The sequence below is a fragment of the Thalassotalea sp. G20_0 genome, from assembly GCF_017744175.1.
Taxonomy (GTDB): domain Bacteria; phylum Pseudomonadota; class Gammaproteobacteria; order Pseudomonadales; family Endozoicomonadaceae; genus Endozoicomonas.
Genome location: NZ_JAGHQV010000008.1, coordinates 63089 through 89460, shown reverse-complemented (window position 1 = coordinate 89460; position 26372 = coordinate 63089). Strand labels below are relative to the sequence as shown.

The window sequence follows — 26372 nt, the reverse complement described above, 5'->3', positions numbered from 1 at the left end:
ATTAAGGAGCAGTCTCTTCATTTGAGTTGGATAAATAAAGAGCCTTAAATGATCAAGAAATGCCTTTTTCCGGCAGCAGGCTATGGTACCCGGTTCCTGCCAGCCACCAAGTCCATGCCCAAAGAGATGATGCCTATCGTCAGCAAACCGCTGATTGAGTATGGCGTTGAAGAGGCACTGCAGGCCGGTATGTCGGATATCTGCATTGTCACCGGACGGGGCAAGCGCTCGCTGGAAGATCACTTTGATGTGAACTACGAGCTGGAGCATCAGATTTCCGGTACGGACAAGGAAAGCCTGCTGTCCGATATCCGCAGCGTGATCGATCAGTGTACCTTCTCCTACACCCGTCAGCGTGAGATGAAGGGACTTGGCCATGCGGTATTAACCGGGCAGACGCTGATTGGCGACCAGCCATTCGGCATGGTGCTGGCGGATGATCTCTGCATCAATCTCGGAGGGCCCGGCGTTCTGGCCCAGATGGCGCAACTCTATAAGCAGTTCCGTTGCAGTATTGTTGCGGTGCAGGAAGTGCCGGAAGATGAAGTGCATAAATATGGGGTGATCGCTGGCCAGCACATTTCAGAAGATCTGATCCGGGTTGAGAATATGGTGGAAAAACCCGCCAGAGAAGATGCGCCCAGTAATCTTGCTATCATTGGCCGCTATATTCTTACACCGGACATCTTTGACCTGATTCATGATACCCAGCCGGGTAAGGGTGGCGAGATTCAGATTACGGATGCTTTGATGGCTCAGGCGCAGCGAGGCTGTGTCATGGCTTATAAGTTCAAGGGTGAGCGTTTTGACTGTGGCAGTATTGAGGGCTTTATTGAGGCTACCAACTATTGTTACGACCATTTGTACCGTTAAAAAAGGTTCGCTCAATCTCCTCTTTGGTCAGCTGAATCACACCACATCGGCAATTCCAGCCATTGGGTGGATAGTGGGTCTGCCAGAGTGGGGCGTCTACCGGGCGGTGCTGCTGATGCTCTGCCCGGGTGTGGTGCTCTTCCACGGTGCCATACATCAAATAGGGGGCAGTTTTGCTGTTGGCTCTGGAGGAAACTTTGAAAACATGAAATCAGCCAGCCGCATTGGCGTAAGCTCAGATTTTCGGCTATCGATTACCAGAGCCAAATTCCGGATCTGGAAAAAGTGGAGTCAGCAGTCTTTCGCACTCTGCATGGCCTTCTTTGCGGGCGGCGTCCCGGGGCGTCAAGCCGCCGTTACTTTTTATACTGATGATAATGCCGGGAGCTTTAAGTAACGCTTTGATGGACCCTGCCTGGCCAAATTGGGCAGCGCAGTGCAGGGGCGTGAAACCCTTGGTTGTTTTCGCATTGACGTCAATGCCTGTGGCGTTCAATAAAAGCGCGATGCATTCTACGTTGTCTTTTATGGCGGCCCAGTGCAGGGCCGTAAAGTTCCCAGATGGTGCCATATTGACATCAATGCCTTTGGCGTCCAATAACACCATGGCGCATTCTGTATGGCCAAATTGGACAGCGCAGTTCAGGGGCGTGAAGCCTTCTTCAGTCGTCACATTCATGTCAATGCGGTCATCGGTCAATAACGCCGAGATGCACCCTGCATGACCTTGTATGGCAGCCCAGTGCAGGGGCGTAAAATCTGAAGACGATTTCACATTGACGTCAATGTCTTCGGCGGTCAGTAATGCCTTGATGCACTCTGCGTGGCCTTGTGCGACAGCACAGTACAGGGGCGTATAGCCATCGTCATTCTGCACATTGACGTCAATGCCATCGGCGGTCAATAACGGCCTGACACACACTACGTGGCCTTGTGAGGCAACACAGTGCAGGGGCGTCAAGCCGTAGTTATCCTTCACATTGACGTCAATGCCATCGGCGGTCAATAACGGCCTGACACACACTACGTGGCCTTGTGAGGCAGCACAGTGCAGGGGCGTAAAGCCATCGTTATCCTTCACATTGACGTCAATGCCATCGGCGGTCAATAACGGCCTGACACACACTACGTAGCCTTGTGAGGCAGCACAGTGCAGGGGCGTCAAGCCATCGTTATCCTTCACATTGACGTCAATGCCGTTGATGGCCAGTAACGCCCTGACGAACGCTACATGCCCGTTTTCGGCAGCGATGTGCAGGGGCGTCGAGCCATCGATATTTTTCTGGTTAACCTGCGGGTTGCCGAGTTTCAACAGGTATTCCAATCCAGGCAAATTACCGGAACTTGCAAAGCACGTCAGGGGGTTGCCCAGTTCATCGTTCAAGAAGCTGGTCAATTGATCACAATGACCGGTTAACAGAAGATTGGACAGGGTTTCTGCCTGCCTCAGAATAAGTGCCTTTTTGAACAGTCGCCGACAATCATTGGGTGTCAGTAACTTTTTGATATCCTCGTGGGAAAAATCAGAGACCTGCCAGCTGGCCAGGCGTGATGTGATTGACAAAACATTTATTCCCTGTTGTTGAAGTCCCAATAAAACCGGTTTCAGCAGAGGTGTATCGATCAGCCAGTCCAGTACGCCTGGAGTAATGAAAGTTGTACCAGAGGCAAAATGATCAACTACACATTGGTATAACGTTTCTTTAAAAGTGTCATCGTGTTTAATCAGCTTGTCACTGAGTTGGTTGGCAAGTGCCCTGGTCACCATCGCTGGTATTTTACCAAGCTGTTCGATGGTGGTGTGTTGCAGGAAAAACGAGGCAATATGCCAGGCCTTATCGGTTTGCTCCATTGCCTGGGTGAGCAGGGCATAAATGGTGGTTTCAGGCCAGGTTGAGAAGTCAATGGAGATTAAATGAGGCAATGTCAGAGTGGTGTGATTATTCGCCTCAAAAGTACACGGCAGCCCCGTTGGCAAGTACTGGTCATGATTAAATACCCAGAAGAAAAGCTGGTTGATGGTGCCGATATGCCAGGCCGAATCGACACCTGCAGGAATAGTAGCGAACACCTGGGCCGATGATTCACAGAAATGGCTGGCCACCCAGGCCAGTAACTTTTCCCGATACCGGCCAAGGTAATAGTTGCCATTGCCTGTTTCTTCGATGACGGCCCTGAGATCAAGGGACTGTTCTTCGCTTGTTTGCAGTAGATGATTGACCGGTTTAAAGAGCGTGCTTTCAAGCGTACCCGTTCTCTCTGAAGTCAGTTCAAAGGGAGCAATAACGTCGGTTTCCCATGCCTGCACGCCCAGTTTTTTCAGGGTTGCACTGAGCTGGTCAGACCACCCGGACGAGAGTTTACGCAGGATGGTACAGGCATTGACTGACAGTGGTGCAGCAGCAAGAAATCGCCGGGTAAGGTCATCACCCAGATTGGTCGGTGCCAGTGGGTCAACGATATGAGGAAGCCCCAGAGGCTCACAGAAAAGATTGTGCAAGCTGTGTTCCCAGTGAACCTCGATGCCTGGTGATATATCAACCAACCTCTCCCGTTGCAGCTCAAGCAGGAAAGACTGGATAAATTGATCAAACAGCTCACTCCTGACCTTGAAGAGCTTCCCGCCCAGCCCTCCCCAGGAGGCTTCCAAATTAAGAAAACTCCGGGTAAAGCGGCCGTGAATACCGGGAGCGCACTCCTGAATGTCGCTCAGGCAGTCATGAAGTATCCCTGCGATGTAATTTTGGTTGTCAACATTTGGATCGTGTTGTTGATCCCTGAGCTGAATGACTAGCTGTCGAATCTGGAAGCGTGTCTCACGATACAGGGCGAGCAGGCTGTTTTTAAGATGTTCAGGCGGTGATTCCAGTTTCTCATGAAAAATATCTATTGATATATCGTATTGATGATTAACGTAGGGGTGTACCAGTTGTTTCATCTCCTCAATATCATTCAGGAAACGGGCTTTTATCTCAGGAAAGGCAGCATGGGTTTCCAGTTCCTCGTAACAATGAACCCCGGGCAATTCAATATATTCTGGGTGCTGGGCAACCGTTGGTATTGGTGGCTTTTCATAAGCAGTATCTGGTTGCCAGGGTTGGAAAAGTATCGAGTTGATTTCTGTATTTAACGAAAGCATGAATTTATCCATGTCCTATTTGTTTTGGACATATTTGATTGCAAAATAGTGGAAAAGTTGCATGTAAATGGTTTGCATTGATCTGATTGATGATCACCCCTGAGCCATGGCCGCAGGGATAGCTTTCGTTGGATGCGACACCAATCCTGAAAACCGGGGCCATATCTTTCTGAAGGTGGCGGCGAACCTGCCCAGCCATAAAAAAAGGGGCCGGTATTCACAAAATACCGGCCCCTTCGCTTGCAAGGGTTTGTCTTGTAATAAATGCTGCCTAACAGCTTCTGACAACCGCAAAGTCCGCAAGGTCCGCCATAGCATTGCGATACTCGCCTTCAGGTAGCAGGTTCAGGCAGCGTTTTGCCTTGGCTGTGTATTCCCGGGCTTTAGCCGCAGTGTACTGAAGTGCTCCACAGCTGCGAACCGCTTCCACAACGGCTGCAATATTGTCCCGGCCACCTTGCTCAATCGCTTCCCTAACCAGCGCTTTCTGTTCGCTGGTACCATGTTTCAGGGTGTAAATCAGCGGCAATGTCGGTTTGCCTTCTGCCAGATCATCCCCGAGGTTTTTACCCATGGTTTCAGAATCGCCCTCATAGTCCAGCAGATCATCCACCAGCTGGAAGGCAATGCCGAGGTAATTACCGTAGTTAGCCATATCTTTTTCCAGTTCCGGGCTGGCTTTGCTCAGCACGGCAGCCGTCTGGCTGGAGGCCTGGAACAGCATGGCGGTTTTGCAGCGAATGACTTCCATGTAGTCATTTTCGGTAACATCAGCATCATTGATGTTCATCAGCTGCATAACCTCACCCTCGGCAATGACATTGGTGGCGTCCGCCAGAATATGCAGTAGCTTGAAGCTCTCCAGCCCTACCATCATCTGGAATGCGCGGGAATAGAGAAAATCACCCACCAGAACGCTGGGCGCGTTGCCCCACAGGGCATTCGCCGTGTCTCTGCCACGGCGCAGGTCTGACTGATCCACTACATCGTCATGCAGCAGGGTGGCGGTGTGCAGGAATTCAATAATGGCGGCCAGTGGCACATGGTTGTAGTCATTGTAACCGCAGGCCCGGGCAGTCAGCAGTACCAGCAATGGGCGTAGCCGCTTGCCACCGGACTTAATGATGTATTCACTGATTTTGCTGACCAGGGCGACGTCAGAGTGCAACTGCTCGTGAATGCACTCGTTCACCCTGCGGAAATCGTCGTGGACTGCGATCTGAAAAGAGGCTTGTTGTTTGTCCGGCATCTGGCTTATTTGGTGGGGCGAAATTGGGCATCGTATTTAGTGCTACTGCAACTGTCAATAGCAGCCGGTGATGAAGGCACTTATACAGGGTCTTTGCAGGGTGCTTACTTATTTCGGCGAAACAGGCAGCAGGCCTCCTGACCCCTTTCACCGGGCAGGGCAGGATAAAATGCCAACAGGTCTTGCCAGTGAGGCTTGACTCCCTTAAAATTTGCGCCCCTATCTGAGAATCCGGTGCGGTGTGCCGCTTTGTCATGGATTGCTGATCAATAGCTGGTTTCAGCTGCCCTTCAGCTCATGAGGTGCCGCCCATCCCTGATGGTAACTGAAAGGCCGTACTGGTCTTGTTGGAGCCGTCAGCTTCTTTAATAGCCGTCAGCTTCTTTAATAGCCGTCAGCTTCAAAAGAAGTGGTTTTTAGATAGCTAAAAATTCCACCATGCCTTTCCAGGGTCGGTGGATGCCTTTGACAAAGAGGCTCTTAAGGATTTTCGGAGATCAAATCATGTACGCAGTTATCAGAACTGGTGGTAAGCAGTACCGCGTTACCGAAGGAGAAATCCTGAAGGTAGAAAAACTGAGCAACGCCGCTGGCGAAAGTCTGGAAATCAACGACGTTCTGATGATCGCCAATGGCGAAGAACTGAAAGTTGGTGCTCCAGTGGTTGAAGGTGCCAAGGTTACTGCTGAAGTTGTCAGCCATGGCCGTGGTCCAAAAATCAAGATCATCAAGTTCAAGCGTCGTAAGCATCACCGCAAGCAGATGGGCCATCGTCAGTGGTTCACTGAGCTGAAGATCACCGGAATTGCCGGTTAATTATTGCTGACAGGTTTTTTTTAACCTGTTGAATACTTCTGGAGGCTGTCCGAGAATAGCGCCCGTAGCGAGGACGGCAGAAAATTGAGGATAAAAATTCGGTTTTGTGAGGTGAATAGCGGGGCTATTTGCCGAACAAAAGCGAATTTTTAGACCAATTTGCTGTCGCCGCAGTAGGGCAGTCTATTCTCGGACAGCCTCCTGGGACGGTCTCTGGTGTGGTAGCCGGCGACAGGTCCGGGATAAAAGGAGAGCAAGATGGCTCACAAAAAAGCTGGCGGTAGTACCCGCAACGGTCGCGATTCAGAAAGTAAACGCCTTGGTGTCAAAATCTTTGGTGGTCAGGCTATCCAGGCGGGTGCCATCATCGTTCGTCAGCGTGGTACCAAGTTCCACGCTGGTGCTAACGTAGGCATCGGTAAGGACCACACCCTGTTCGCCAAGGCCGACGGTAAAGTCGTGTTTGAAGTGAAGGGTCCTAAAAAGCGTAAGTATGTCAGCGTAGCTGCTGCATAATGGCGTTCTGGCTGTCAGTGATTATCTGATGATTGCTGACGGCTCACCCTGAAAGCCCCGCTATCGCGGGGCTTTTGTTTATCTATTGGCCGGACAGTGCCTACAGGTAAGCCCTGAAATCTATTAAGGGTTTACCTGCAGGCATTGGCAGATGACTGGTTACGCTGCAATTATGGTTGCAGGAGAGTGGCGCAATGAAGTTTGTAGATGAAGCGACAATCACGGTTCAGGCGGGTAAAGGTGGTAATGGCTGCCTGAGCTTTCGCCGTGAAAAATTTATTGAAAAAGGCGGCCCCGATGGTGGCGACGGTGGTGATGGTGGCAGCATCTATGTGATTGCTGACAATGACCTGAATACCCTTGTGGATTACCGCTACCAGAAGCACTACCAGGCACAGAACGGTGAGCCGGGTCGGGGCCGTAACTGTACCGGTGCCAAAGGTGCGGATATCGAGCTGAAAGTGCCGGTGGGCACCACGGTTGTGGATAACGAGACGGAAGAAGTTATCTGCGATCTGACCCATGTTGGTGAGCGCGTCAAGGTCGCCCAGGGTGGCTTCCATGGGTTGGGGAATACCCGTTACAAATCCAGTGTCAACCGTGCGCCGAGACAGACCAGCCCGGGTTCTGAAGGCGAGCGCCGGGATCTGCGCCTTGAGCTTAAGGTGATTGCCGATGTAGGTCTGCTGGGTATGCCCAATGCGGGCAAGTCTACGTTTATTCGTGCCGTATCCCAGGCTCGGCCAAAGGTGGCTGATTATCCATTTACTACCTTGGTTCCAAATCTGGGTGTGGTGGCGGTGGATCGTCATCGTGGCTTTGTTATTGCCGATATTCCCGGTCTGATTGAGGGCGCTGCTGAGGGGGCTGGCCTCGGTATTCGCTTCCTCAAGCATTTGGCCCGATGCCGTATTCTGCTGCACCTTGTTGATGTGGCACCTTATGATGACACCGATCCGGCGGAGTCTGCCAAGGCGATCATTCATGAATTAGAACAGTTCAGTGAAACCCTGGCGAACCGGGATCGCTGGCTGGTGTTGAATAAAGTCGATTTGCTGCCCGACGATCAGCGTGAAGCTGTCTGCCAGCATATTATCAAGGAGCTGAACTGGACTGGCCCTGTTTACCAGACATCCGCTATTGCTGGTCTGGGCACCGGGATTCTTTGTCAGAACATCATGAGTTTTATCGAAGAGCGAACGCTGGAACAAAGTGAAGATGCAGAGCTGGCCAGACAGGAAGAAGAGCGGCTGAGCAAGATGGAATCGGAGGCTCGCATGCGTATGCGGGAGCTGGCCGAAGAGCGTCGTGCTCGTCGGGCGGCAAAAAAAGCAGCGGATAACGATGACGACGACGATGATGACGATCATGATGTCGAGGTGTTCTACGTATGAGTGAACGCAACCGCTTGCAGGCAGCCCGGCGCTGGGTGATCAAAATTGGCAGTGCGCTGTTAACCAATGAAGGTCAGGGTCTGGATCTTGATCGCATGGACGCTTGGGTGACGCAGATGTGCCAGCTGCGTGATCAGGGCGTGGAGGTCGTGCTGGTCTCTTCCGGTGCGGTTGCGGCCGGCATGGAAAAGCTGGGCTGGATGGAGCGGCCAACAGCGCTGCATCAGCTGCAGGCAGCGGCGGCGGTGGGTCAGGCCCGTCTGGTGCAGGCCTGGGAGGTTGGTTTTCAGAAGTACGGTGTGCAGCCTGCACAGGTACTGTTGACTCACGATGACCACAGTAATCGCCGACGTTACCTGAATGCCCGGAGTACCCTGAAAACCCTGTTGGAAATGGGGGTGGTACCGGTCATCAATGAAAATGACACGGTTGTGACTGATGAACTTCGCTTTGGCGATAACGATACGCTGGCAGCGCTGGTGGCCAACCAGGTGGAAGCGGATGTTCTGGTGATTCTGACGGATCAGGATGGCCTGTTTACCGCCGACCCAAGAACCAACCCTGATGCCAGGCTGATGCATGAAGTGCGTGCCCGGGATGAGTCCCTGGATGCCATGGCGGGTGGTGGCAGTGGTCGCCTGGGGCGTGGTGGCATGCAAACCAAGTTGCGCGCATCCCGCCAGGCGGCTGCCTCCGGCTGTGCGACGGTGATTGTTGGTGGTCGTGCGGACAGTGTGATTACCCGGGTGTTTGCCGGTGAAGAGCTGGGGACCCTGCTGCTTCCGGACCAGGAGCCAATGGCGGCACGCAAGCAGTGGCTCCAGGGGCATCTGAAAACCGCCGGTGAACTGGTGCTGGATGCCGGTGCTGTCCGGGTACTGAAGGAACAGGGTAAGAGCCTGTTGCCGGTAGGGGTAAAAGCGCTGAGAGGCCGCTTCCAGCGTGGTGAGATGGTCACCTGCCTGGATGAAAACGGTAATGAAGTGGCTCGGGGGTTGATCAATTACGGTGCCAGTGAAGCGGAACGCATAATTGGCAAGCCCAGTCATCAGATTAAGGCGCTACTTGGCTATCAGCGAGAGCCTGAGTTGCTGCACCGGGATAATATGGTGTTTGCGTCTTAGTAATTGTCCCGGAATAACTTCCTCTTTTTGCCACGGAGTCACGGAGAACAGAAGAAATCGTTTCCTCCGTGACTCCGTGTCTCCGTGGCAAAATTCTTTCCTGGCTGGATAGCATCGGAAATGTGGAAGTTATTTCAGGGCAGTCCTTAACTGACAGGCATAAAAAAACCGGCAAACGCCGGTTTTTTGTATCCTGACAACGCGCAGTGGTTGTCTGTCTCAGCGGGGCTCAGGCAGTTACCAGGGCCTTGATCTGAGCGTTCAGACGGCTCTTGTGACGAGCAGCCTTGTTCTTGTGGATGATGCCCTTGTCGGCCATGCGGTCGATCACAGGCACTGCTGCAGTGAAGGCAGCTTTAGCGGCTTCAACGTCTCTGGTGTCGATCGCCTTGATCACCTTCTTGATAGAAGTGCGAACCATGGAACGCAGGCTGGCGTTGTGCTGACGACGGTTTTCAGCCTGACGGGCGCGCTTGCGTGCAGAAGGAGAGTTTGCCATTTCGGTGCTCCTGGAAATTCAATTTCGTTCGGGTTGTCTCAGGGCGGCTTTGGGGCACCCTGCATGGAACTTGAGCGGGACAGGTGTTTGCCGCAGTTACTGGCAATGCCCCGGGTAAGACATTGTCAGCCCATATCCCACTTTCATTTAGCTCAGGGCTTTATCCAGCTCAGGGCTATACCTGGCTCAAGGCTGTATCTGGCTCAAGGCTATTTAGCCGCCGAACTATGCCGACTCAGGCCGGCCTTGTCAATACGGCATACTGCCTGCAGGGCTTTAAATCTGCCGGACTGTGGCGTTTTTTGACGGTCCGGGAGGTGACACTGTTTTTGGGCAAAACCAGCGATTTTCACAATATATGTGGCAATCGCAATTACCTTGGATATGATTGGCTGTTTATTCTTATGCTTTTACATTCAATTGCAACATGAGTGATTCCGATAACAGCCCGCCAGCCAATCAGCCTGAATCGAAAAAATCCGGATTGCTGAGATCCAGCCTGGTGGTGGGGATAATGACCATGCTCTCCCGGGTACTCGGTCTGGCCAGGGATGTGGTGGTTGCTGGCTACTTTGGTTCGACAGCCTCAGCGGATGCCTTTTTTGTGGCGTTCAAAATCCCGAATTTTCTTCGTCGCCTGTTTGCTGAAGGGGCGTTTTCTCAGGCCTTTGTGCCGGTGTTGTCGGAATATCGTTCTAAACGAACCTTTGACGATGTCCGCGAACTGGTCAGCCGCGTAAGTGGAACCCTGGCAGGGATATTGCTGCTGGTGACGGTTGTGGGTGTCTTGGCGGCTCCGATATTGATCCGGCTGTTTGCGCCGGGCTTTATCAATGAACCGGCAAAACTGGCGCTTGCCGGTGACATGCTGCGGATTACTTTTCCTTACCTGCTGTTGATTTCCCTGACGGCGCTGGCGGGCTCAATCCTGAATACCTACGGGCGATTTGCGGTACCGGCATTTACTCCCGTGTTGCTGAATCTGAGTTTGATTGGCTCAACGCTTCTGCTAACGCCCTATTTTGATCAGCCGGTTATGGCGCTGGCCTGGGGAGTAGCGATTGCGGGTATTTCCCAACTGTTGCTGCAGATGCCATTTCTATTGCAGATTCGCCTTCTGCCCATGCCTCAATGGGGGCCTCAACATGAGGGCAGCCGTAGAATCATGACACTGATGGTGCCGGCGCTGTTCGGGGTTTCTGTCAGTCAGATCAACCTGCTGCTGGATACGGTGCTGGCCTCTTTCCTGCAAACCGGCAGTGTCTCCTGGCTGTATTACTCTGACCGCTTATCCGAGCTGCCACTGGGCGTGTTTGGTATCGCCATTGCCACGGTGATTCTGCCCAGCCTCTCGGCCAGGCATGCGGAAGCAAACGATGGGCATTTCTCCAGAACACTGGATTGGGCTATTCGTCTGGTATTGCTGATTGGTGTACCGGCGGCAGTTGCGCTGTTTATTCTGGCCGGGCCATTAATCGCGACCCTGTTTGACTATGGCGAGATGACGGACCGTGATGTACTGATGTCCGCCATGAGTTTGCAGGCCTACTCTCTTGGCTTGATTGCTTTCATGTTGATCAAAGTGCTGGCACCTGGTTATTTTGCCCGTCAGGACACCAAAACGCCGGTAAAAATTGCCATTATCGCGATGGTTGCGAATATGGTGTTTAACCTGATTCTGGTATTCCCCCTGCAACATGCCGGGCTGGCACTGGCCACAACTATGTCGGCTTTTCTGAATGCGGGCTTGCTGTATCGTGGTTTGCGACGGTCCCGGGTTTATCAGCCTGCCAGTGGCTGGCTGGTTTATTTTGCCCGGCTGCTGGCTGCTAACCTGGCGATGGCGGCGACGCTGATCTGGCTGGCCGAAGATATTGAACAATGGCTGGCCTGGTCACTATGGGAGCGAGTATCCCAGACTGGCCTGCTGGTCCTGTCCGGATTGGCGGTTTACATCGGTGTGCTTTTACTCAGTGGTGTCAGGCCCGGGCAATTCAGGCATTAACTGTTTTTCCATAATTTTCCCGGCTGCTTTCCCAACTCAGTGACCCGTGGAACCTGCTGGGGTATACTGCCCGGCTTTATCGTCAACATTTTTTCAACAATGGTTGAATACAGGAAGTAAGGGAGTCCGAGCCCCTCCATGCAGTTGATCCGCGGGTTGCACAATATCAGGCCAGAACATCAGAGATGCGTGGCCACCATCGGGAATTTTGATGGTGTGCATGTGGGCCACAGGACAATTCTTGAGGCCCTGAAACAACAGGCGTTTGAGCTGGACGCCAGGGTATGCGTTATCACCTTTGAGCCCCAGCCCAGGGAGTATTTTCAGGTTGATGCACCCGCGAGGCTGTCCAGCCTGCGGGAGAAACTGGCGCTGCTGGCGGAAAATCATGTGGATCAGGTGCTCTGTCTGCCTTTCAATGACCGGCTGCGCGGCCTCAGTGCTGATGATTTTGTCTTCCGGGCACTGGTTGAAGGTCTGGATATTCGCTACCTGATTGTGGGTGATGACTTTCGCTACGGCTGTGACCGCAAAGGCGATTTTACCCATCTGGAACTGATGGGTGAGCAATACGGTTTTGAAGTCTGTGATACCCAGACCGTATTAATGCAGCAGGGGCGTATCAGCAGTACCCGCATTCGTGATGCGCTGGCGGAAAATAAGTTTTCCGAAGCGGAACATATGCTGGGCAGACCATTTACCATGATTGGCCGGGTGGTGAAGGGGCAGCAGCTGGGCAGAACCCTGGGCTTCCCCACGGCGAACATCAGGGTATGTCGTCGACGTCTGCCTTTGCGGGGTGTGTTTGCTGTTCGTACACTGGTGGATGGACATCGTTTTAATGCGGTTGCCAACCTGGGCGTCAGGCCATCGGTATCCGGCGTTAAACCGCTGCTGGAAGTCCATATGCTCGACTTCAAGGGGGATCTGTATGATCAGACCCTGCGGGTAGAGTTTGTTGAAAAGATCAGGGATGAACAGAAATTTGAATCGCTTGAAGCCTTGCGGGCAGCGATTGCCAATGATATTGAAACAGCCCGCAAGCTTTTTTAAATAACCCGCAGGCTTTTTAAATAAATAGCTGTGATGAATCGTCCGTAGAGGTTCCGGTAAACAACTTATGTCTTCTGAAAAGTCCGACTACAAGCATACATTGAATTTGCCGCAGACCGATTTTCCGATGCGCGGCAATTTGGCCCAGCGTGAGCCACAAATGCTCAAGCGCTGGTATGACATGGATCTCTACGAAGAAATTCGCAAGATCAGCCAGGGACGGGAAAAGTTTATTCTCCATGATGGCCCTCCCTATGCCAATGGTGATATCCACATCGGCCATGCCGTTAACAAGATCCTGAAGGATATTATCGTTAAAGCCAAAACACTTGATGGCTACGATGCTCCTTACGTTCCGGGCTGGGACTGCCATGGCCTGCCGATTGAACATAAGGTCGAAGGTATGCTTGGCAAGGCCGGCGATAAAGTGGATTTCAAAACCTTCCGCAAAAAGTGCCGTGAATACGCCGCCAAGCAGGTGGATGGCCAGCGTGAAGACTTCAAGCGCATGGGGGTGTTTGGTGATTGGGACAAGCCATACCTGACCATGGACTTTCAGACCGAAGCTGACATCATCCGTTCCCTTGGCAAAATTGCTGCCAATGGCCACCTGGTCAAAGGCTATAAACCGGTTTACTGGAGTGTTGTCGGTGGCTCTGCCCTGGCGGAAGCAGAAGTTGAGTATCAGGATAAAACCTCTACCCAGATTGACGTGCGTTACGCTGCCATTGATGAAGCCGATCTGTTAAGCGCGTTTACTTTTGAAGGTGGCTCTTCAGTAGAGAAAGGTGAAGGCGAGGTTGCCGTTGTTATTTGGACGACAACGCCATGGACTCTGCCATCCTCCCAGGCGGTCAGCATGGGGGGCGAGTTGGATTATGCCCTGGTGCAGTGTCAGGTGAATGGTGAACTTGCCCGTCTGGTTCTCGCTGAAGCCCTGGTAGCCAGTGCCATGCAGCGTTATGGCATTGAAGACTACACGATCATTGCCCGGGCAAAGGGCGCAGCGCTTGAAAACAAGAAAGTTGCCCATCCATTCTATGACCGGGAACTGCCGCTGATACTGGGTGACCACGTCACCATTGACGCCGGTACCGGTAATGTTCATACGGCACCTGACCACGGTGTTGATGACTTTAATGTGGGGCGTCACTACGGTATCGGTACCCTGAACTATCTGGACGACAGTGGTTATTACCGTGCCAACGTAGAACTGTTTGCCGGTGAGCACGTTTACAAGGTTGACCCGAAAGTGGTTGAGGTTCTGGTTGAGAAAGGTCGACTGCTGGCTCAGGAGAAACTGACGCACAGCTACCCTCACTGCTGGCGTACCAAAACACCCCTGATTTTCCGTGCCACGCCTCAGTGGTTTATCAGCATGACCAAAGAACACCTGCTGGATACCGCCATGGATTCCCTGAAAGGTGTCGTGTTTACCCCTGAGTGGGGCCGTAACCGGATGGAAGCCATGCTGGGTCAGAGCCCGGACTGGTGTATCTCCCGTCAGCGTACCTGGGGTGTACCGATCGCGCTGTTTATCCATAAAGAGACCGAAGAGCTGCATCCGGAAACTCAGGCACTGATTGAACAAGTTGCACTGAAAGTTGAACAGGAGGGGATGGATGCCTGGTTTGATCTGGAACCTGCGGATATGCTCGGTGCGGAAGATGCTGAGCAGTATGTGAAAGTGACCGATACTCTGGATGTCTGGTTTGATTCCGGTGTTACTCACTATTCGGTGATCGAGCGACGTGATGGGCTGCAATTCCCCGCAGACCTCTATCTGGAAGGTTCTGACCAGCACCGTGGCTGGTTCCAGTCGTCCCTGAAAACCAGTATTGCCATGCAGGGTGTGCCACCCTACAAAGGCCTGCTGACCCATGGCTTCACCGTGGATGCCAATGGCCGGAAGATGTCCAAGTCGCTGGGTAATGTGATTGCTCCCCAGAAGGTCTTCAAGTCTCTGGGCGCGGATATCCTGCGTCTCTGGGTCTCTGCCACAGACTATACCTCAGAAATGACCGTTTCTGATGATATCCTCAAGCGCACGGCAGACAGCTATCGTCGTATTCGTAATACCGCACGCTTCCTGTTGTCCAACCTCACCGGTTTCAACCCAGAAACCGATGCGGTTGCCTGGGAGGATATGCTGTCACTGGATAAGTGGGCTGTGGATCGTACCCTGAGACTGCAAAATGAAGTGGTGGATGCGTACAACAGCTACAACTTCCTTTCGGTCTACCAGAAAGTTCACAATTTCTGCTCACTGGATCTGGGTGGTTTCTATCTGGATATCATCAAGGACCGTCAGTATACCACTGCGCAGAACAGTCTGGCCCGTCGCAGCTGTCAAACTGCGATGTACCGTATCATCGAGGCCTTTGTCCGCTGGATGGCACCCATCACCAGCTTTACCGCCGACGAAATCTGGGAAGCGATGCCCGGGCAGCGTGGAGCATCTGTTTTCCTGGAAACCTGGTACGAAGGGCTGAACAGTCTGGAGGGTGATGAGCTGGGCCGTGAGTTCTGGAATACGATTCTGGACGTGAAGACGGCAGTGAACAAAGCCCTCGAAGATGCCCGTGTGGCTGGAACCATCGGTGGCTCTCTGGAAGCGGAAGTGACTCTGTTTGCCGATGAGGCACTGACAGAAAAACTGAACCGTCTGGGTAATGAGTTGCGGTTTGTGCTAATTACCTCTGCGGCTACCGTTAAGCCTCTGGCGGATGCGGGTGATGCTGCGGCTACTGAACTGGCAGGACTCAAAGTGCTGGTTGAGAAGTCCGGGCACAAGAAGTGCGAGCGTTGCTGGCATCGCCGCGAAGATGTCGGGACCATTGCTGAACATCCGGAGCTTTGTGGCCGTTGTGTCGCAAACGTAGAAGGCAGTGGCGAACAGCGGCAATTTGCCTGATACCAGGAGGCTGTTCGAGAATAGACTGCCCTACTGCGGTGGCAGCAAATTGGTCTAAAAATTCCGTTTTGTTCGGCAAATAGCCCCGCTATTCACCTCACAAAACGGAATTTTTATCCTCAATTTTCTGCCATCCTCGCTACGGGTGCCATTCTCGGATAGCCTCCTGGCTTTTGCCATAAAAAATACCCGGTCAGTGCCGGGTATTTTTTTGGGTAGAAGTCCATTTTATGACCTGTTGTTCAACGTTGGGGTGTTGTAACTTGTTAAATTCTTATGGATTTCGGTAATTCGCACTATCCCCCAGCGGTTCAAGACACTTAGTATTGACATGACTCACTGAATAATATGGATTTTTTAGCAGGAACCGGCCATGCAGAGTAATACTTCAGGAAAGCTTCACTGGCTCTGGCTCAGTGCCATCGTGTTCGCCCTTGACCAACTGATAAAATGGTGGGTTATAGAGGAGTTTTCCCTTTACCAGCAATTACCGGTATTGCCCTTCTTTTCCCTGACCCTTGCCTACAATACCGGTGCTGCATTCAGTTTTCTCAGTGATGCGTCCGGTTGGCAGCGCTGGTTTCTCAGTAGTGTGGCCATTATCGTCAGCATCATGCTGGTGGGGTGGTTGAAGCAGCTTCGCTCAGGGGAAAACTGGCAGGCCTGCTCTCTGTCATTAATACTGGGCGGTGCGTTGGGGAATTTGATTGACCGGTTGTTGCACGGTCATGTCACCGACTTTCTGTTGTTTTACTACAAAAACTGGTATTTTCCAGCGTTCAATCTGGCGGATACGGCCATTACGGTGGGAGCCGGCATGTTGATTCTGGATATGTTCCGGAGTAATCCTTCGGTGGAAAGTAGCAGCAACGATAAATAGAAGAGCAGGAGCGAGTCACTGTGTCAGCAGTAATTGAGAAAGGCAGCAAGGTCACTCTGCATTTTTCCCTGAAGCTGGATGATGGGAGTGTGGTGGACAGCACACCAGCGGAGAAACCGGCATCCCTGATCATCGGTGATGGTAATCTCCCGGAAGGATTTGAAGAAACGCTGTATGGCTTGGCGTCGGGTGAAGACCGGGTGTCCCGGATTCCTCCGGAAAAAGCGTTTGGTATGCCGAATCCCAATAATCTGCAGCGCATCCCAAGGGGCAGTTTTGCCAGTGGGGTTGAGCTGGAGGAAGGGCTGGTGATGTCCTTTTCTGACGCGGCTAACAGTGAGCTTCCCGGCGTGGTCAGAAATTTTGATGATGAAATGGTTGAAGTTGACTTCAATCACCCTCTGGCAGGTCGGCACCTGACCTTTGAGGTACAGATTCTGGATGTAGAGACGCCTTGAGCGATAACCAGAGCCATAAAGCAGTGACAGAAAAGGTTGGTGATTCCCCTATGAAAATCAAACTGGCTAATCCCCGTGGCTTTTGTGCAGGTGTGGACCGTGCCATTGAGATCGTCAGCCGGGCGCTCGATGTTTTCGGTCCTCCTATTTACGTCCGTCATGAGGTGGTCCACAACAAGTTTGTGGTGGAAAACCTGAAAGAGCGTGGGGCAATCTTTGTCGATGAGCTGGATCAGGTACCGGATGACGTCATCGTTATTTTCAGTGCCCACGGTGTTTCCCGGGCGGTTGAAGATGAGGCACAACGTCGAGGCCTGAAAGTGTTTGATGCCTCCTGCCCGCTGGTAAAAAAAGTTCATATGGAAGTGGTGCGTTATTCCCGGGATGGCATGGAGTGTGTACTGATTGGTCACCATGGACATCCTGAAGTGGAGGGCACCATGGGGCAGTATGACTCGCGAAACGGCGGTGCGATGTATCTGGTTGAGAACGAAGGCGATGTTCGTGCTCTTGAGGTAGCAGACCCTTCCAGACTGGCCTATGTCACCCAGACAACCCTCTCCATGGATGACACTGCCAAAGTGATTGAAGCCCTGCGTCTCAAGTTCCCTGAGATACAGGGACCAAGAAAAGACGATATTTGCTATGCCACGCAGAACCGGCAGGATGCGGTAAAAATTCTGGCGGGACAGTGTGACCTGGTGTTGGTAGTCGGTTCAGTGAACAGCTCAAACTCCAACCGACTGCGGGAACTGGCCGAGCGCTCGGGGGCTGAAGCTTATCTGGTGGATAATGCCGAAGATATCAAACCGGGATGGCTGGTGGACAAGGCATCCATTGGTATCACAGCAGGCGCTTCGGCACCGGATATTCTGGTTCAGGGCGTTATCACGCGGTTAAAAGAACTGGGCGCAGAATTACCGGAAGAGCTGGCTGGCAAAGAAGAGAATATTGTCTTTACCATGCCGAAAGAGCTGCGTTTGAAAGCGGTTTCTGATTAATTCATTTTGCTAATTTTTGCGAACAATTGGTCAAAGTAAACGTTATTCGTTGAATAAAACCGGATCAATGGCCATGAATAACGATAAGCTGTAAAGGTTGGTTAACGCACCTCTTGGCATTTTAAACCGGGTTTTGGGTTTTCTGCTGATTGCTGACCCATTGATCAAAGGAAAGGAACCTTTAATAGATTAAATCCTGGTACTTCAGTTTTTGGGTTTAAAATTGGGTAAAAGATGCAATGTCTTTTCACCAGAAAGCCTGATGCAGATTCAGTTGCATGACAGCATCTGGCAATTGGATACCGCAAATCATCAAAAAAACTGAGTGCCAGGGATTGGGCAATGAAGTACAAGGTTGGGCATCGTTTCTCAGCAAATCATGTTGCTTGCTCTCATACAGCCTGTGAGAGCAATCGTCATTTCCCGTCTGAATATTTTCCGCAAACACCTTTAAAAACACTGGGTGTTTCTCTGGTTGAGTTGCTGGTCTCCCTGTCCGTTGCGGCTATTTTGATCGCAGCGTCTGCACCCGGCATGAAAACCCTTATTGTCAATAACCGGATAGATAATGTGGCAGATGAACTGTATGGCAGTTTGATGCTGGCCAGATCTGAGGCTGTCAAGCGACAACGGACCGTTTCTTTGTGTAGCACCGTGGATGACCTGACCTGCGATGAAAGTAACGCTGGCTGGCATCACGGCTGGCTTATTTTTACGGATGAACGTGATGATGGTCTGTTGAACGACAGTGATCAGGTGATTCGTCGTGTTACAGGGCAGTCAGAGCTTATCTCAATCCTGTGGAACCGTGGTTACAGCCTTCGCTTCAATAGCCGTGGCCAGACCAGTCAGGCAGGCACTTTTCAGGTTTGTGACCAGGACAGAAACAGCGATGCCAAAGCAATTATCATCAGCATGACAGGCCGTCTCCGGACGGAGGAGCGGAGCGCATGCGGTTGAAGAATTTTCATAGTGGTGACAAAAGCCCTGAGAAAAAAAACCGAGGTGCAGGGTTGATTGAAGTATTGATCAGCCTGCTGGTGATCACAATCGGCATTCTTGGTATGGCAGGGGTGCATAGCAGCAGTTTGCAGTATAACCAGTCAGCCTATGTGCAATCACAGGCTACCTTTTTAGCGACGGATATGCTGGATCGTATTCAGGCCAACAGCAGCCTGGCCAGAAGCGGTAACAGTTATCAGGCAGGTTTGAATGATCTTGAATACAGCCAATGCATTGACAGCGGCTATCCCAACAGTTGTGAAGCTGGAAGCTGCACTCCTCAGGAGATGGCAGTCTACGATATTTTGCAATGGAAGTTTCAGCTGACCTGCCAGATTCCGGGGAGCAAGGGTTCAATTAGCTACCAGGACAGCGATGGTGTTCGAACGTATATTATTCGTCTCAGTTTCCCGGATATGGGCAACAGGGCCCCCCTCAGTGATGTGGTATTAAGGGGGATACTATGAAGCGGATTGAGCAAGGATTCTCTCTGGTTGAAATGATGATTGCCCTGGTCCTTGGGTTGGTTCTTTTTACCGGGGTTGGTCACCTGGTGCTGGCATCCAGCCGATCGTGGGTATTGCAGGATGAGCTGGCACGGGTTCAGGAAAATGGTCGGCTGGCCCTGGATATTCTGGGGCAAAGTATCAGTACTGCGGGATATACCGGCTGTCCTGCCCAGACAAAGCTGGCCAATTTAGTTTACTCCAACAATGATAATCGTCAGTGGATGATGCATTTTGATAAAGGTGTTCTGGGTATTCCTTCCGGTAACAGTGTTGAGCAACAGCTGGACAGCAATGCTATCTCTGAAGCCATTATTATCCACAGTGTTGATAGCAATCAGTCCACCCTGGTCAGTGGCCATAATACTGGCAATGCTTCGGTAACACTGGCACAAAGCCGTAGCCATGATGAAGGTGATCTTCTGGCGCTGATTTCATCAGACTGTGGGCAGGTTTCCATTTTCCGGGCAGGGGCTGCAACAACCAATAGTGTGGTGACGCATCCGGCAGCAGGCAGCAGCAGCCTTTACAACTGTATCAGTCAGTTACAGGGTAACTTCAGTTGTCATGACAGCGCTGTTGGTTCCGGCAATATCAGTCACCAGGGATCACGACTGGCACCTTTGCAGTCTTATGCCTTCTATCTGAGGGAAAGCAATAACGTACCGACACTGTACCGGAAACTGGCGGGTGAATACGCCAGTGGCAATAGCATCAATACAGAAGCGCTGGTTGAAGGCATTGAAGGGCTGAGTATTCGTTATGGACTGGACAGTGATAATGACGGGGTTGCCAACCGGTATATGACCGCTGGTGAAATAACACCTTACAGCGATGAATGGCGGCGCATTATTACGGTCAAGCTTGAACTGCTGGTTCGGAGTTTCACTGAAGTGGCTCCGGAAGCTCAGGCCTATTTCTTTGCTGGCCAGCGAGTGTTGCCTGATGATCTCTATGTTCGTCGAAGCTTTATGAAAACCATTAAGCTCAGGAACCGGGGGCTGTGATGGAAATCATTTTAACTGCATCAGGTATCAGGCAACGTACTGAATCTTTCTGGAAAAGCCGTTTATTGAATCCGGAAGCAGGTGAGAGAGGAAGTATATTGCTGGTCAGCCTGGTTATGCTGCTGGTTATTACGGTTGCTGGTTTGACCGCTGTAAAAATGGCAACGCTTGAAGAGAAAATGAGTGGTAATTATCAGGATCAGCAGATGGCATTTTATGCCGCAGAGGCGGCGTTAAAAGAGGCGGAAAATTTTATTGCCAACAATGAACTGGCCTTATCAGGCTTTGGTGTGAATTGTGACAATGGGTACTGTTTTGCCGGAAGCGATATTGACGATATTGGCAGCTGTGACCCGGGTGTTTCCGAACCTTGGTTAACGGGCACCCTGTGGAGTGTGAGCGATCGGCACAGAGTGACGACAGTTACCATCAGCGGTATATCAGCCCAGGCCAAATACATTATTGAATTTCGCTGCTATATCGCCAAAGAGGCATCAGGGCCTTTACCTGACCCCGCCAACCGTGGGGACTGGGCCAGGTTCTATCGGATTACCGCTCTGGCTACGGGCGGTTCCGGCGATTCGCGGGTAATGCTTCAATCGTCGTATAAAAAAAGCAGCTGATGTTGAGTTAGCGTTTGAATATTAACAGGGAAGTGGAGGTGATCATGGATCGATATACCTCACATGGTGTTACTTTCAGGCAGGTCGTGTTGTTCGGGCTGCTGGTGCTGTTGTCTTTTCGGGCCAATGCTGAAGCGGTTTCCAGTGATTATGCCGCAACGCCCCCCTTGATCAGTAACACTTCGGAGCCGCTGGTTATGCTGGTGATGTCCGTTGACCATGAACTTTTTAAAAAAGCGTATAGCGATTATACGGACCTTAATTCGGATGGACGACTGGATACCAGCTATGTGGACAGTTTTGACTATCTAGGGTATTTCGACAGTGGCTGGTGCTATCAATACGCTTCCGGACGCTATTCGCCGGTAGCCAAAGCCACCGGTGATCACGGGCACTATTGCACCACCTCTCAGGCTCCCTGGAGTGGTAACTTTCTGAACTGGGCCACCATGACACGGATGGACATCCTCAGAACGGTGCTTTTTGGCGGAAAGCGATCAACGGATACCGATAATCAAACGATACTGGAACGGGCTTATATCCCGAGGGATGTGCATGCGTTTGTCAAAATTTATAGAAGCAGCGATTCAGGTATTCCTTCCGGGAATTTTACGCCCTATAACAACAGTGAGATCAGTCTGTGCAATGTTGCCGGTTCCGAAAATGGCACGCCTGAAGTCAGGATTGCCAGGGAGGCCTGGCCGCGCTGGGCTTCTACAGAAGTAAAGCAGTGCCAGTGGGGTGCACAGAACAGTCCTTCTACCAGATACAGATTAACGACAAACGATGTTTATATTAACACCTGTGTAACCGGTAAAGATGCCGCAAATACGGATCGCTGTAAGCTGTACAGCACCGGCAAGAGCAAACCCGTCGGCTTGCTTCAGCAGTATGGCGAGTCAGGGGATATCCGTTTTGGTTTGATCAGTGGTTCTTATGATAAAAATATTTCCGGTGGCGTATTGCGACGAAATATCAGCAAAATTGCCGGCAACGTCCAGAGTTCTGATGATGAGATAGAGCTTTCTTCCGGACGCTTTACCAGTGTTGAAGGGATTATTCATAACATCAATCAATTCAGGCTGGCGAAGTACAGTTTTTCCCAAAACAAATATACAGATTGTAATAGCTACGGCATTTCTGTATCAGCGTTTAAATCCAGCAGAGGCACCTACTCTTCACGTCATTGCAGTATGTGGGGGAACCCTCTGGCGGAACTTTATCTGGAGGCACTTCGCTACTTTACCGGAGAAACTACGGCTACCAGTGGCTTCGACACCACCAATGACAGAGCCTTCGTCAGTGATCTGTCCAGAGAGAACTGGGCGAATCCAATGTCAACAGATAATGCCTGTGCCAACTGCTCGATCATTGTTTTATCCACGGGATTGAACTCATTTGATACTGATCAGCTGTCCAGTAGCTCTGATCTTCCGGGTATGACGGGAACCAGCTCTGTTAATAGTAAAACGGATGAAATCGGGGATCATGAGTACGGCGGAAGTTTTGCCGGTCACTATCTGGTGGGGGGGACGGGTAGTACACGTCAATGTACCGCTAAGTATCTATCTGGTCTTTCCGATGCTGTGGGCCTGTGTCCGGAAATTCCCCAGCTGGAAGGTGGCTATCAAGTGTCCGGACTGGCTTTTCATGGCAACACGACAGACCTGCGAACAGATCTTGATGGCAATCAGAAAGTGAAAACCTATGCCATAGAGCTGGCTGAAACCATGCCCAGTTTTACGTTGAATGTGGATGGCAGGCTTTTTACTTTTCAGCCGGTTTGCCAGACCAGTGCAAATTTTGGCAGTGGTAGCGGTAATTTTTCCGGCAGTGGCAGTGATTGCACGCTGACCGATGTAGTGGTTGAGAAACAGATACTGGACGGGACCGGGCAGGTGGTTGAGGGGGCTCTGCTGTTTACCTGGGAGGATTCTCTCTGGGGCAACGATTATGACTACGATGCCTCTTCCAGAATCAAGTTTTGTGTTGGCAGCCAATGCAACCAAACAGCAGACAGCACACTGAATACCTCCGGGTTTAATGCCAATGAAGTCAGGGTGGCTGTGCAGGTGGATGGCGTGTTTGCGGGTTTGAATATGCGCTTCTCTTATACCGTCACCGGGAGTTCGGGGAGTGATGGACTGCAAACTGATTATGCCTACAAGGGAACAACCGCATTTCAGGTTACTGATTTTACCGCTTCCGGAGCGGCAGCTGGCGTGTTACCCAAACCGCTGTTTCTTGCGGCAAAATACGGTGGTTTTATTGATCTTGATGGCGATGGCAGTCCCAATCATGATGCTGATGGGGATGGCAGACCTGATAGCGACGATCACCGCGAGTGGGACAATAGAAATAATGTGACGGGAGCCCTGGGCGCGGATGGCTTGCCAGATAACTATTTTTTTGCCAGAAATCCAGCCTTGCTTGCCAGTCAGCTGGGGCAGGTACTGGAGGATATTTCCAGTCGGGTCTCTTCGGCAACGAATGCGGCGCTGTTTGCCAATAGTTCTACAGGCACTGGCGCTATCTATCAGGCACTGTTTCAGCCAAGCCTTGATATTAATGGGAAGTCGGTGACTTGGGGCGGTATTCTCCATTCACTGTTTATCGATAGCAAAGGCTATATCCGGGAAGATGGTAACGGGAATGCCCAACTGGATGACTACCGCTCAGATAAAATCGTTGAACTGTTTTTTGATCCGAATGCCGGGCAGACAATGGTTCAACGTTACACCTCTGACGACTTTGGTGTCACCAGGGTAGCTGATGGCCCGCTGAAATCACTTGCTTCACTTGAGACGATCTGGGATGCCCGGGAACAGCTGGCCTTATTAAGTGATCTGACCAATCAGAGAAGCTATGATGCACTCGCCTCCGGTGGCCGTCATATACTGACCTGGCTGGATATCAATAATAATCAGCAGGTGGATGATGACGAACAGCTGCCGTTTATGCCTTCAACCTTTACTGAACATGAAGGGTATCTGGGCGTTTCTGCCAGTGAAGTCGCTACTGTCGTTAACTATGTTCGGGGAGAAGAGCAGGCTGGTAGCCGTTCCCGTACCATCGATTTTGATGAAGATGGTATTGATGAAGTCTGGCGTCTTGGGGACATCGTTCACTCAACCCCCAGACTGGTGGCAGCACCCGATAGCCGTTACGACGCCTATTACAACGACAGCAGCTATCGAACCTTCCGCAATCAATACCTGAATCGGCGGCATGTGCTCTACGTCGGAGCCAACGATGGTTTGATTCATGCCTTTAATGGCGGGTTCTGGGAAGATAGTTCCTACCGCTATGAGCGCACAGCCAGTAATGGTGAGGTACAGCATCCGCTGGGTTCAGAGCTTTGGAGTTACGCACCAATGAATCTGTTACCTCACCTTCGCTGGCTCACTGAGACCGATTACCCCCATGTTTATTACATGGATTCGGAACCGATGGTCTTTGATGCCAATATCTTCGCTGATGACAGTACTCATCCTGGTGGTTGGGGAACGGTTCTGGTGGTGGGTATGAGACTGGGTGGGGGCAATATTGATGTCACCATCGACAGCGAAAGTCGCACCATGCGCTCTGCCTGGGTGGTGTTGGATATCACTGATCCCGAGCAGCCACCGGCGTTGCTGGCTGAAATTACCCATGCTGATCTGGGTTTTACAACCTCACAGCCTGCGCTGGTTAAAAGGCGGGAAGCTGGTACGGATGTTAATGGCGAGACCGATTGGAGCAATCCGGTGCAAAACGAATGGTACCTGGTGTTTGGCTCCGGGCCAGCAGGCAACGGTTCTTCAGCCCTGAGATCAGCCCTGGAGCAGGGAACGTCGGATCAGAATCTTCGAGTATTTGCTTATGATCTGAATAATAAGAATTTTGTTGCCGGTTTTGATCCCCTGGTGACCACCTTTTCTAAGGCTTATGCAGGAGATGTGGTGGCTGAAGACTGGGACCGGGATTACCAGGATGATGCCGTTTACTTTGGCACGGTTGAGACCGGAGGTGTCAGTTTGAGTGGAAAGCTGATGAGGCTTAGGCTGACATCAGCACTGGAAAACTCCAGCCTGAATGTGTTGATGGATGCCGGACAGCCGATTATGGCCCCCCCCATGACCGTGACTGATGACAACAGCTTCTGGGTATACTCTGGAACAGGACGGCTGCTGACCAATGGTGATAATCGCAGTACTGAGGCCAACTATTTCTACGGTGTTCAGGAACCGTTGAACAGCTCCAGGCAGTTTACCTATGCATCCGTCAGCCAGAGTAACCTGGTCAATGTGGGGGATGTGGTTGTATTTAGCAATGGTGATGTCCTGAAGAAGTCAGACTCCTCCTATACGCCATTTACGGTAGGCTCCCGAACCATCAACAGTTTTGGCACATTACAGGCGGTGGTCGCTGAGCAGGGGGGGTGGAAGCTGCCTCTCAGTGTTGATGGCTCTGGCCCAGCCGGGCGAAGTGTGAACAGCGCTGCCAGGTTGTTCTCCCAAATCCTGTTTACTGAGTACCGTCCACCTGCGGACAGTTGTTCCATTGATGGTACAAGCTCACTTTATGCCGTTCATTACCTGACCGGTACCGCATCGCCTGATGCCGCTCTGGGCAGTGTACCTCTGGATAGTCTGGAGCTGGAGCGTTCCCTGAATAAGGTGAGTCTGGGGATAGGTTATGCTTCTTCACCGGTGGCCCATCAGGGGGAAAGGGGGAAGCTCACAGCGGTGACCCAGGGGGCCGGTGGCAGTATTACAGCAACAAACCTTGATTACAGTTTCAGCTCGGAAGGACGGCAGAGCTGGTGGCAGATTTTCAGCATTCCATGGATTGATTGATATGAATACAGATAAGCCAGTGGTAAATAGTCATGAAAAGGGTTTTTCATTACCCGAGCTGATCATTGTTGTCGCCATAATTGGTCTTCTGGCAGGTATCGTCTATCCCACCTATAGCCAATATATGTATGAAGTTCGACGCAGCGATGCCTGGGCCGCCCTGACCGCCGCTATGGCTGCCCAGGAGCGCTGGTACTCCGTTAACCATACCTATACAGACTCTATGGATATGCTCGGTGGAAGCAGTTCTCCCGAGGGTTATTACACCCTGAGCGTTGAAGCCGACAACTCCTCATTTACCCTGACAGCCACTGCGCTGGGCAATGGTGTTCAGGCAACGGACTCAGGTTGTACACAGTTTACTGTGGATCATTTAGGCGTTTTGGCCCCGGAAGCGTGCTGGAAATAAACGGACGACTTCCAGTTTTTATCCTTGTTTTTGTACCGTCTATCGACTTCTGAACGTTGGTTTAAC

Annotated in this window: 21 protein-coding genes and 1 pseudogene; 18 read left to right on the top strand and 4 right to left on the bottom strand. The window is 51.6% G+C overall.

Annotated elements, in window-relative coordinates; genetic code table 11:
- Window positions 1-48 precede the first annotated feature (48 nt).
- Window positions 49-873 carry a UTP--glucose-1-phosphate uridylyltransferase GalU gene (gene galU / locus J7438_RS06860; protein WP_209201332.1) on the top strand — a complete coding sequence of 275 codons (825 nt, stop codon included), beginning with the start codon at window positions 49-51 and terminating at the stop codon, window positions 871-873.
- Here the strand turns inward: galU and J7438_RS06855 are convergent.
- The 3 genes and pseudogenes from J7438_RS06855 to ispB form a co-directional block, all read right to left on the bottom strand.
- Window positions 839-1051: pseudogene (locus J7438_RS06855) on the bottom strand (phage head morphogenesis protein); the annotation flags it as partial. The gene galU and the pseudogene J7438_RS06855 overlap by 35 nt on opposite strands.
- 69 nt (window positions 1052-1120) lie before the next feature.
- Entirely contained in the window at window positions 1121-4024 is a 2904-nt protein-coding gene (locus J7438_RS06850) for an ankyrin repeat domain-containing protein (protein ID WP_209275951.1), read from the bottom strand.
- Window positions 4025-4283: 259 nt separating this feature from the next.
- Entirely contained in the window at window positions 4284-5261 is a 978-nt protein-coding gene (gene ispB, locus J7438_RS06845; RefSeq protein ID WP_209275950.1) for an octaprenyl diphosphate synthase, read from the bottom strand.
- A gap of 504 nt (window positions 5262-5765) precedes the next feature.
- On the opposite strand from ispB, the gene rplU reads away from it, so the two are divergent.
- From rplU to proB, 4 genes are all read left to right on the top strand, one after another.
- Window positions 5766-6077 (top strand): 50S ribosomal protein L21, encoded by a 312-nt coding sequence (rplU, locus tag J7438_RS06840; RefSeq protein WP_209201329.1) that lies wholly within the window; start codon window positions 5766-5768, stop codon window positions 6075-6077.
- Between the two features lie 258 nt (window positions 6078-6335).
- Window positions 6336-6593, top strand: coding sequence for a 50S ribosomal protein L27 (gene rpmA / locus J7438_RS06835; protein WP_020581555.1), 258 nt, complete (start codon window positions 6336-6338; stop codon window positions 6591-6593).
- A 194-nt stretch (window positions 6594-6787) separates the two neighbouring features.
- Complete coding sequence (cgtA, locus tag J7438_RS06830) at window positions 6788-7987, top strand: Obg family GTPase CgtA (protein WP_209275949.1); 1200 nt, start codon at window positions 6788-6790, stop codon at window positions 7985-7987.
- The gene (proB, locus tag J7438_RS06825) at window positions 7984-9111 is read left to right on the top strand and encodes a glutamate 5-kinase (protein WP_209275948.1); all 1128 of its coding nucleotides are present in this window, start codon (window positions 7984-7986) and stop codon (window positions 9109-9111) included. Before cgtA ends, proB begins: the two co-directional genes overlap by 4 nt.
- A gap of 229 nt (window positions 9112-9340) precedes the next feature.
- Here the strand turns inward: proB and rpsT are convergent, their stop codons facing one another.
- The gene (rpsT, locus tag J7438_RS06820; RefSeq protein WP_209275947.1) at window positions 9341-9610 is read right to left on the bottom strand and encodes a 30S ribosomal protein S20; all 270 of its coding nucleotides are present in this window, start codon (window positions 9608-9610) and stop codon (window positions 9341-9343) included.
- An 83-nt stretch (window positions 9611-9693) separates the two neighbouring features.
- Between rpsT and J7438_RS06815 the strand changes: the two genes are divergently transcribed.
- From J7438_RS06815 to J7438_RS06755, 13 genes are all read left to right on the top strand, one after another.
- Window positions 9694-10041 carry a hypothetical protein gene (locus J7438_RS06815; RefSeq protein WP_209275946.1) on the top strand — a complete coding sequence of 116 codons (348 nt, stop codon included), beginning with the start codon at window positions 9694-9696 and terminating at the stop codon, window positions 10039-10041.
- Entirely contained in the window at window positions 10038-11615 is a 1578-nt protein-coding gene (murJ, locus tag J7438_RS06810; RefSeq protein ID WP_209275945.1) for a murein biosynthesis integral membrane protein MurJ, read from the top strand. Before J7438_RS06815 ends, murJ begins: the two co-directional genes overlap by 4 nt.
- 138 nt (window positions 11616-11753) lie before the next feature.
- Window positions 11754-12668: a bifunctional riboflavin kinase/FAD synthetase gene (gene ribF / locus J7438_RS06805; protein ID WP_209275944.1), complete on the top strand. Its 915-nt coding sequence runs from the start codon at window positions 11754-11756 to the stop codon at window positions 12666-12668.
- A gap of 67 nt (window positions 12669-12735) precedes the next feature.
- The gene (gene ileS, locus J7438_RS06800) at window positions 12736-15582 is read left to right on the top strand and encodes an isoleucine--tRNA ligase (protein ID WP_209275943.1); all 2847 of its coding nucleotides are present in this window, start codon (window positions 12736-12738) and stop codon (window positions 15580-15582) included.
- 373 nt (window positions 15583-15955) lie between these two features.
- Complete coding sequence (gene lspA, locus J7438_RS06795; protein WP_209201323.1) at window positions 15956-16462, top strand: signal peptidase II; 507 nt, start codon at window positions 15956-15958, stop codon at window positions 16460-16462.
- Between the two features lie 20 nt (window positions 16463-16482).
- Window positions 16483-16920, top strand: a complete 438-nt coding sequence (gene fkpB, locus J7438_RS06790) for an FKBP-type peptidyl-prolyl cis-trans isomerase (protein ID WP_209201322.1) — start codon at window positions 16483-16485, stop codon at window positions 16918-16920.
- Window positions 16921-16970: 50 nt separating this feature from the next.
- The gene (ispH, locus tag J7438_RS06785; protein ID WP_209201380.1) at window positions 16971-17921 is read left to right on the top strand and encodes a 4-hydroxy-3-methylbut-2-enyl diphosphate reductase; all 951 of its coding nucleotides are present in this window, start codon (window positions 16971-16973) and stop codon (window positions 17919-17921) included.
- Between the two features lie 342 nt (window positions 17922-18263).
- Window positions 18264-18881, top strand: coding sequence for a GspH/FimT family pseudopilin (locus J7438_RS06780; RefSeq protein WP_209275942.1), 618 nt, complete (start codon window positions 18264-18266; stop codon window positions 18879-18881).
- A complete protein-coding gene (gene pilV / locus J7438_RS06775; protein ID WP_209275941.1) occupies window positions 18872-19390 on the top strand; it encodes a type IV pilus modification protein PilV in 519 nt (172 codons plus the stop codon). Before J7438_RS06780 ends, pilV begins: the two co-directional genes overlap by 10 nt.
- Entirely contained in the window at window positions 19387-20436 is a 1050-nt protein-coding gene (locus J7438_RS06770; RefSeq protein WP_209276049.1) for a PilW family protein, read from the top strand. Before pilV ends, J7438_RS06770 begins: the two co-directional genes overlap by 4 nt.
- Complete coding sequence (locus tag J7438_RS06765) at window positions 20436-21059, top strand: pilus assembly PilX family protein (RefSeq protein WP_286196452.1); 624 nt, start codon at window positions 20436-20438, stop codon at window positions 21057-21059. The genes J7438_RS06770 and J7438_RS06765 overlap by 1 nt, the downstream gene beginning before the upstream one ends.
- 44 nt (window positions 21060-21103) lie before the next feature.
- On the top strand, window positions 21104-25897 hold the full coding sequence (locus tag J7438_RS06760) for a pilus assembly protein (RefSeq protein ID WP_209275939.1): 4794 nt from the start codon (window positions 21104-21106) through the stop codon (window positions 25895-25897).
- A gap of 1 nt (window position 25898) precedes the next feature.
- Entirely contained in the window at window positions 25899-26306 is a 408-nt protein-coding gene (locus J7438_RS06755) for a type IV pilin protein (protein ID WP_209276048.1), read from the top strand.
- Window positions 26307-26372 lie beyond the last annotated feature (66 nt).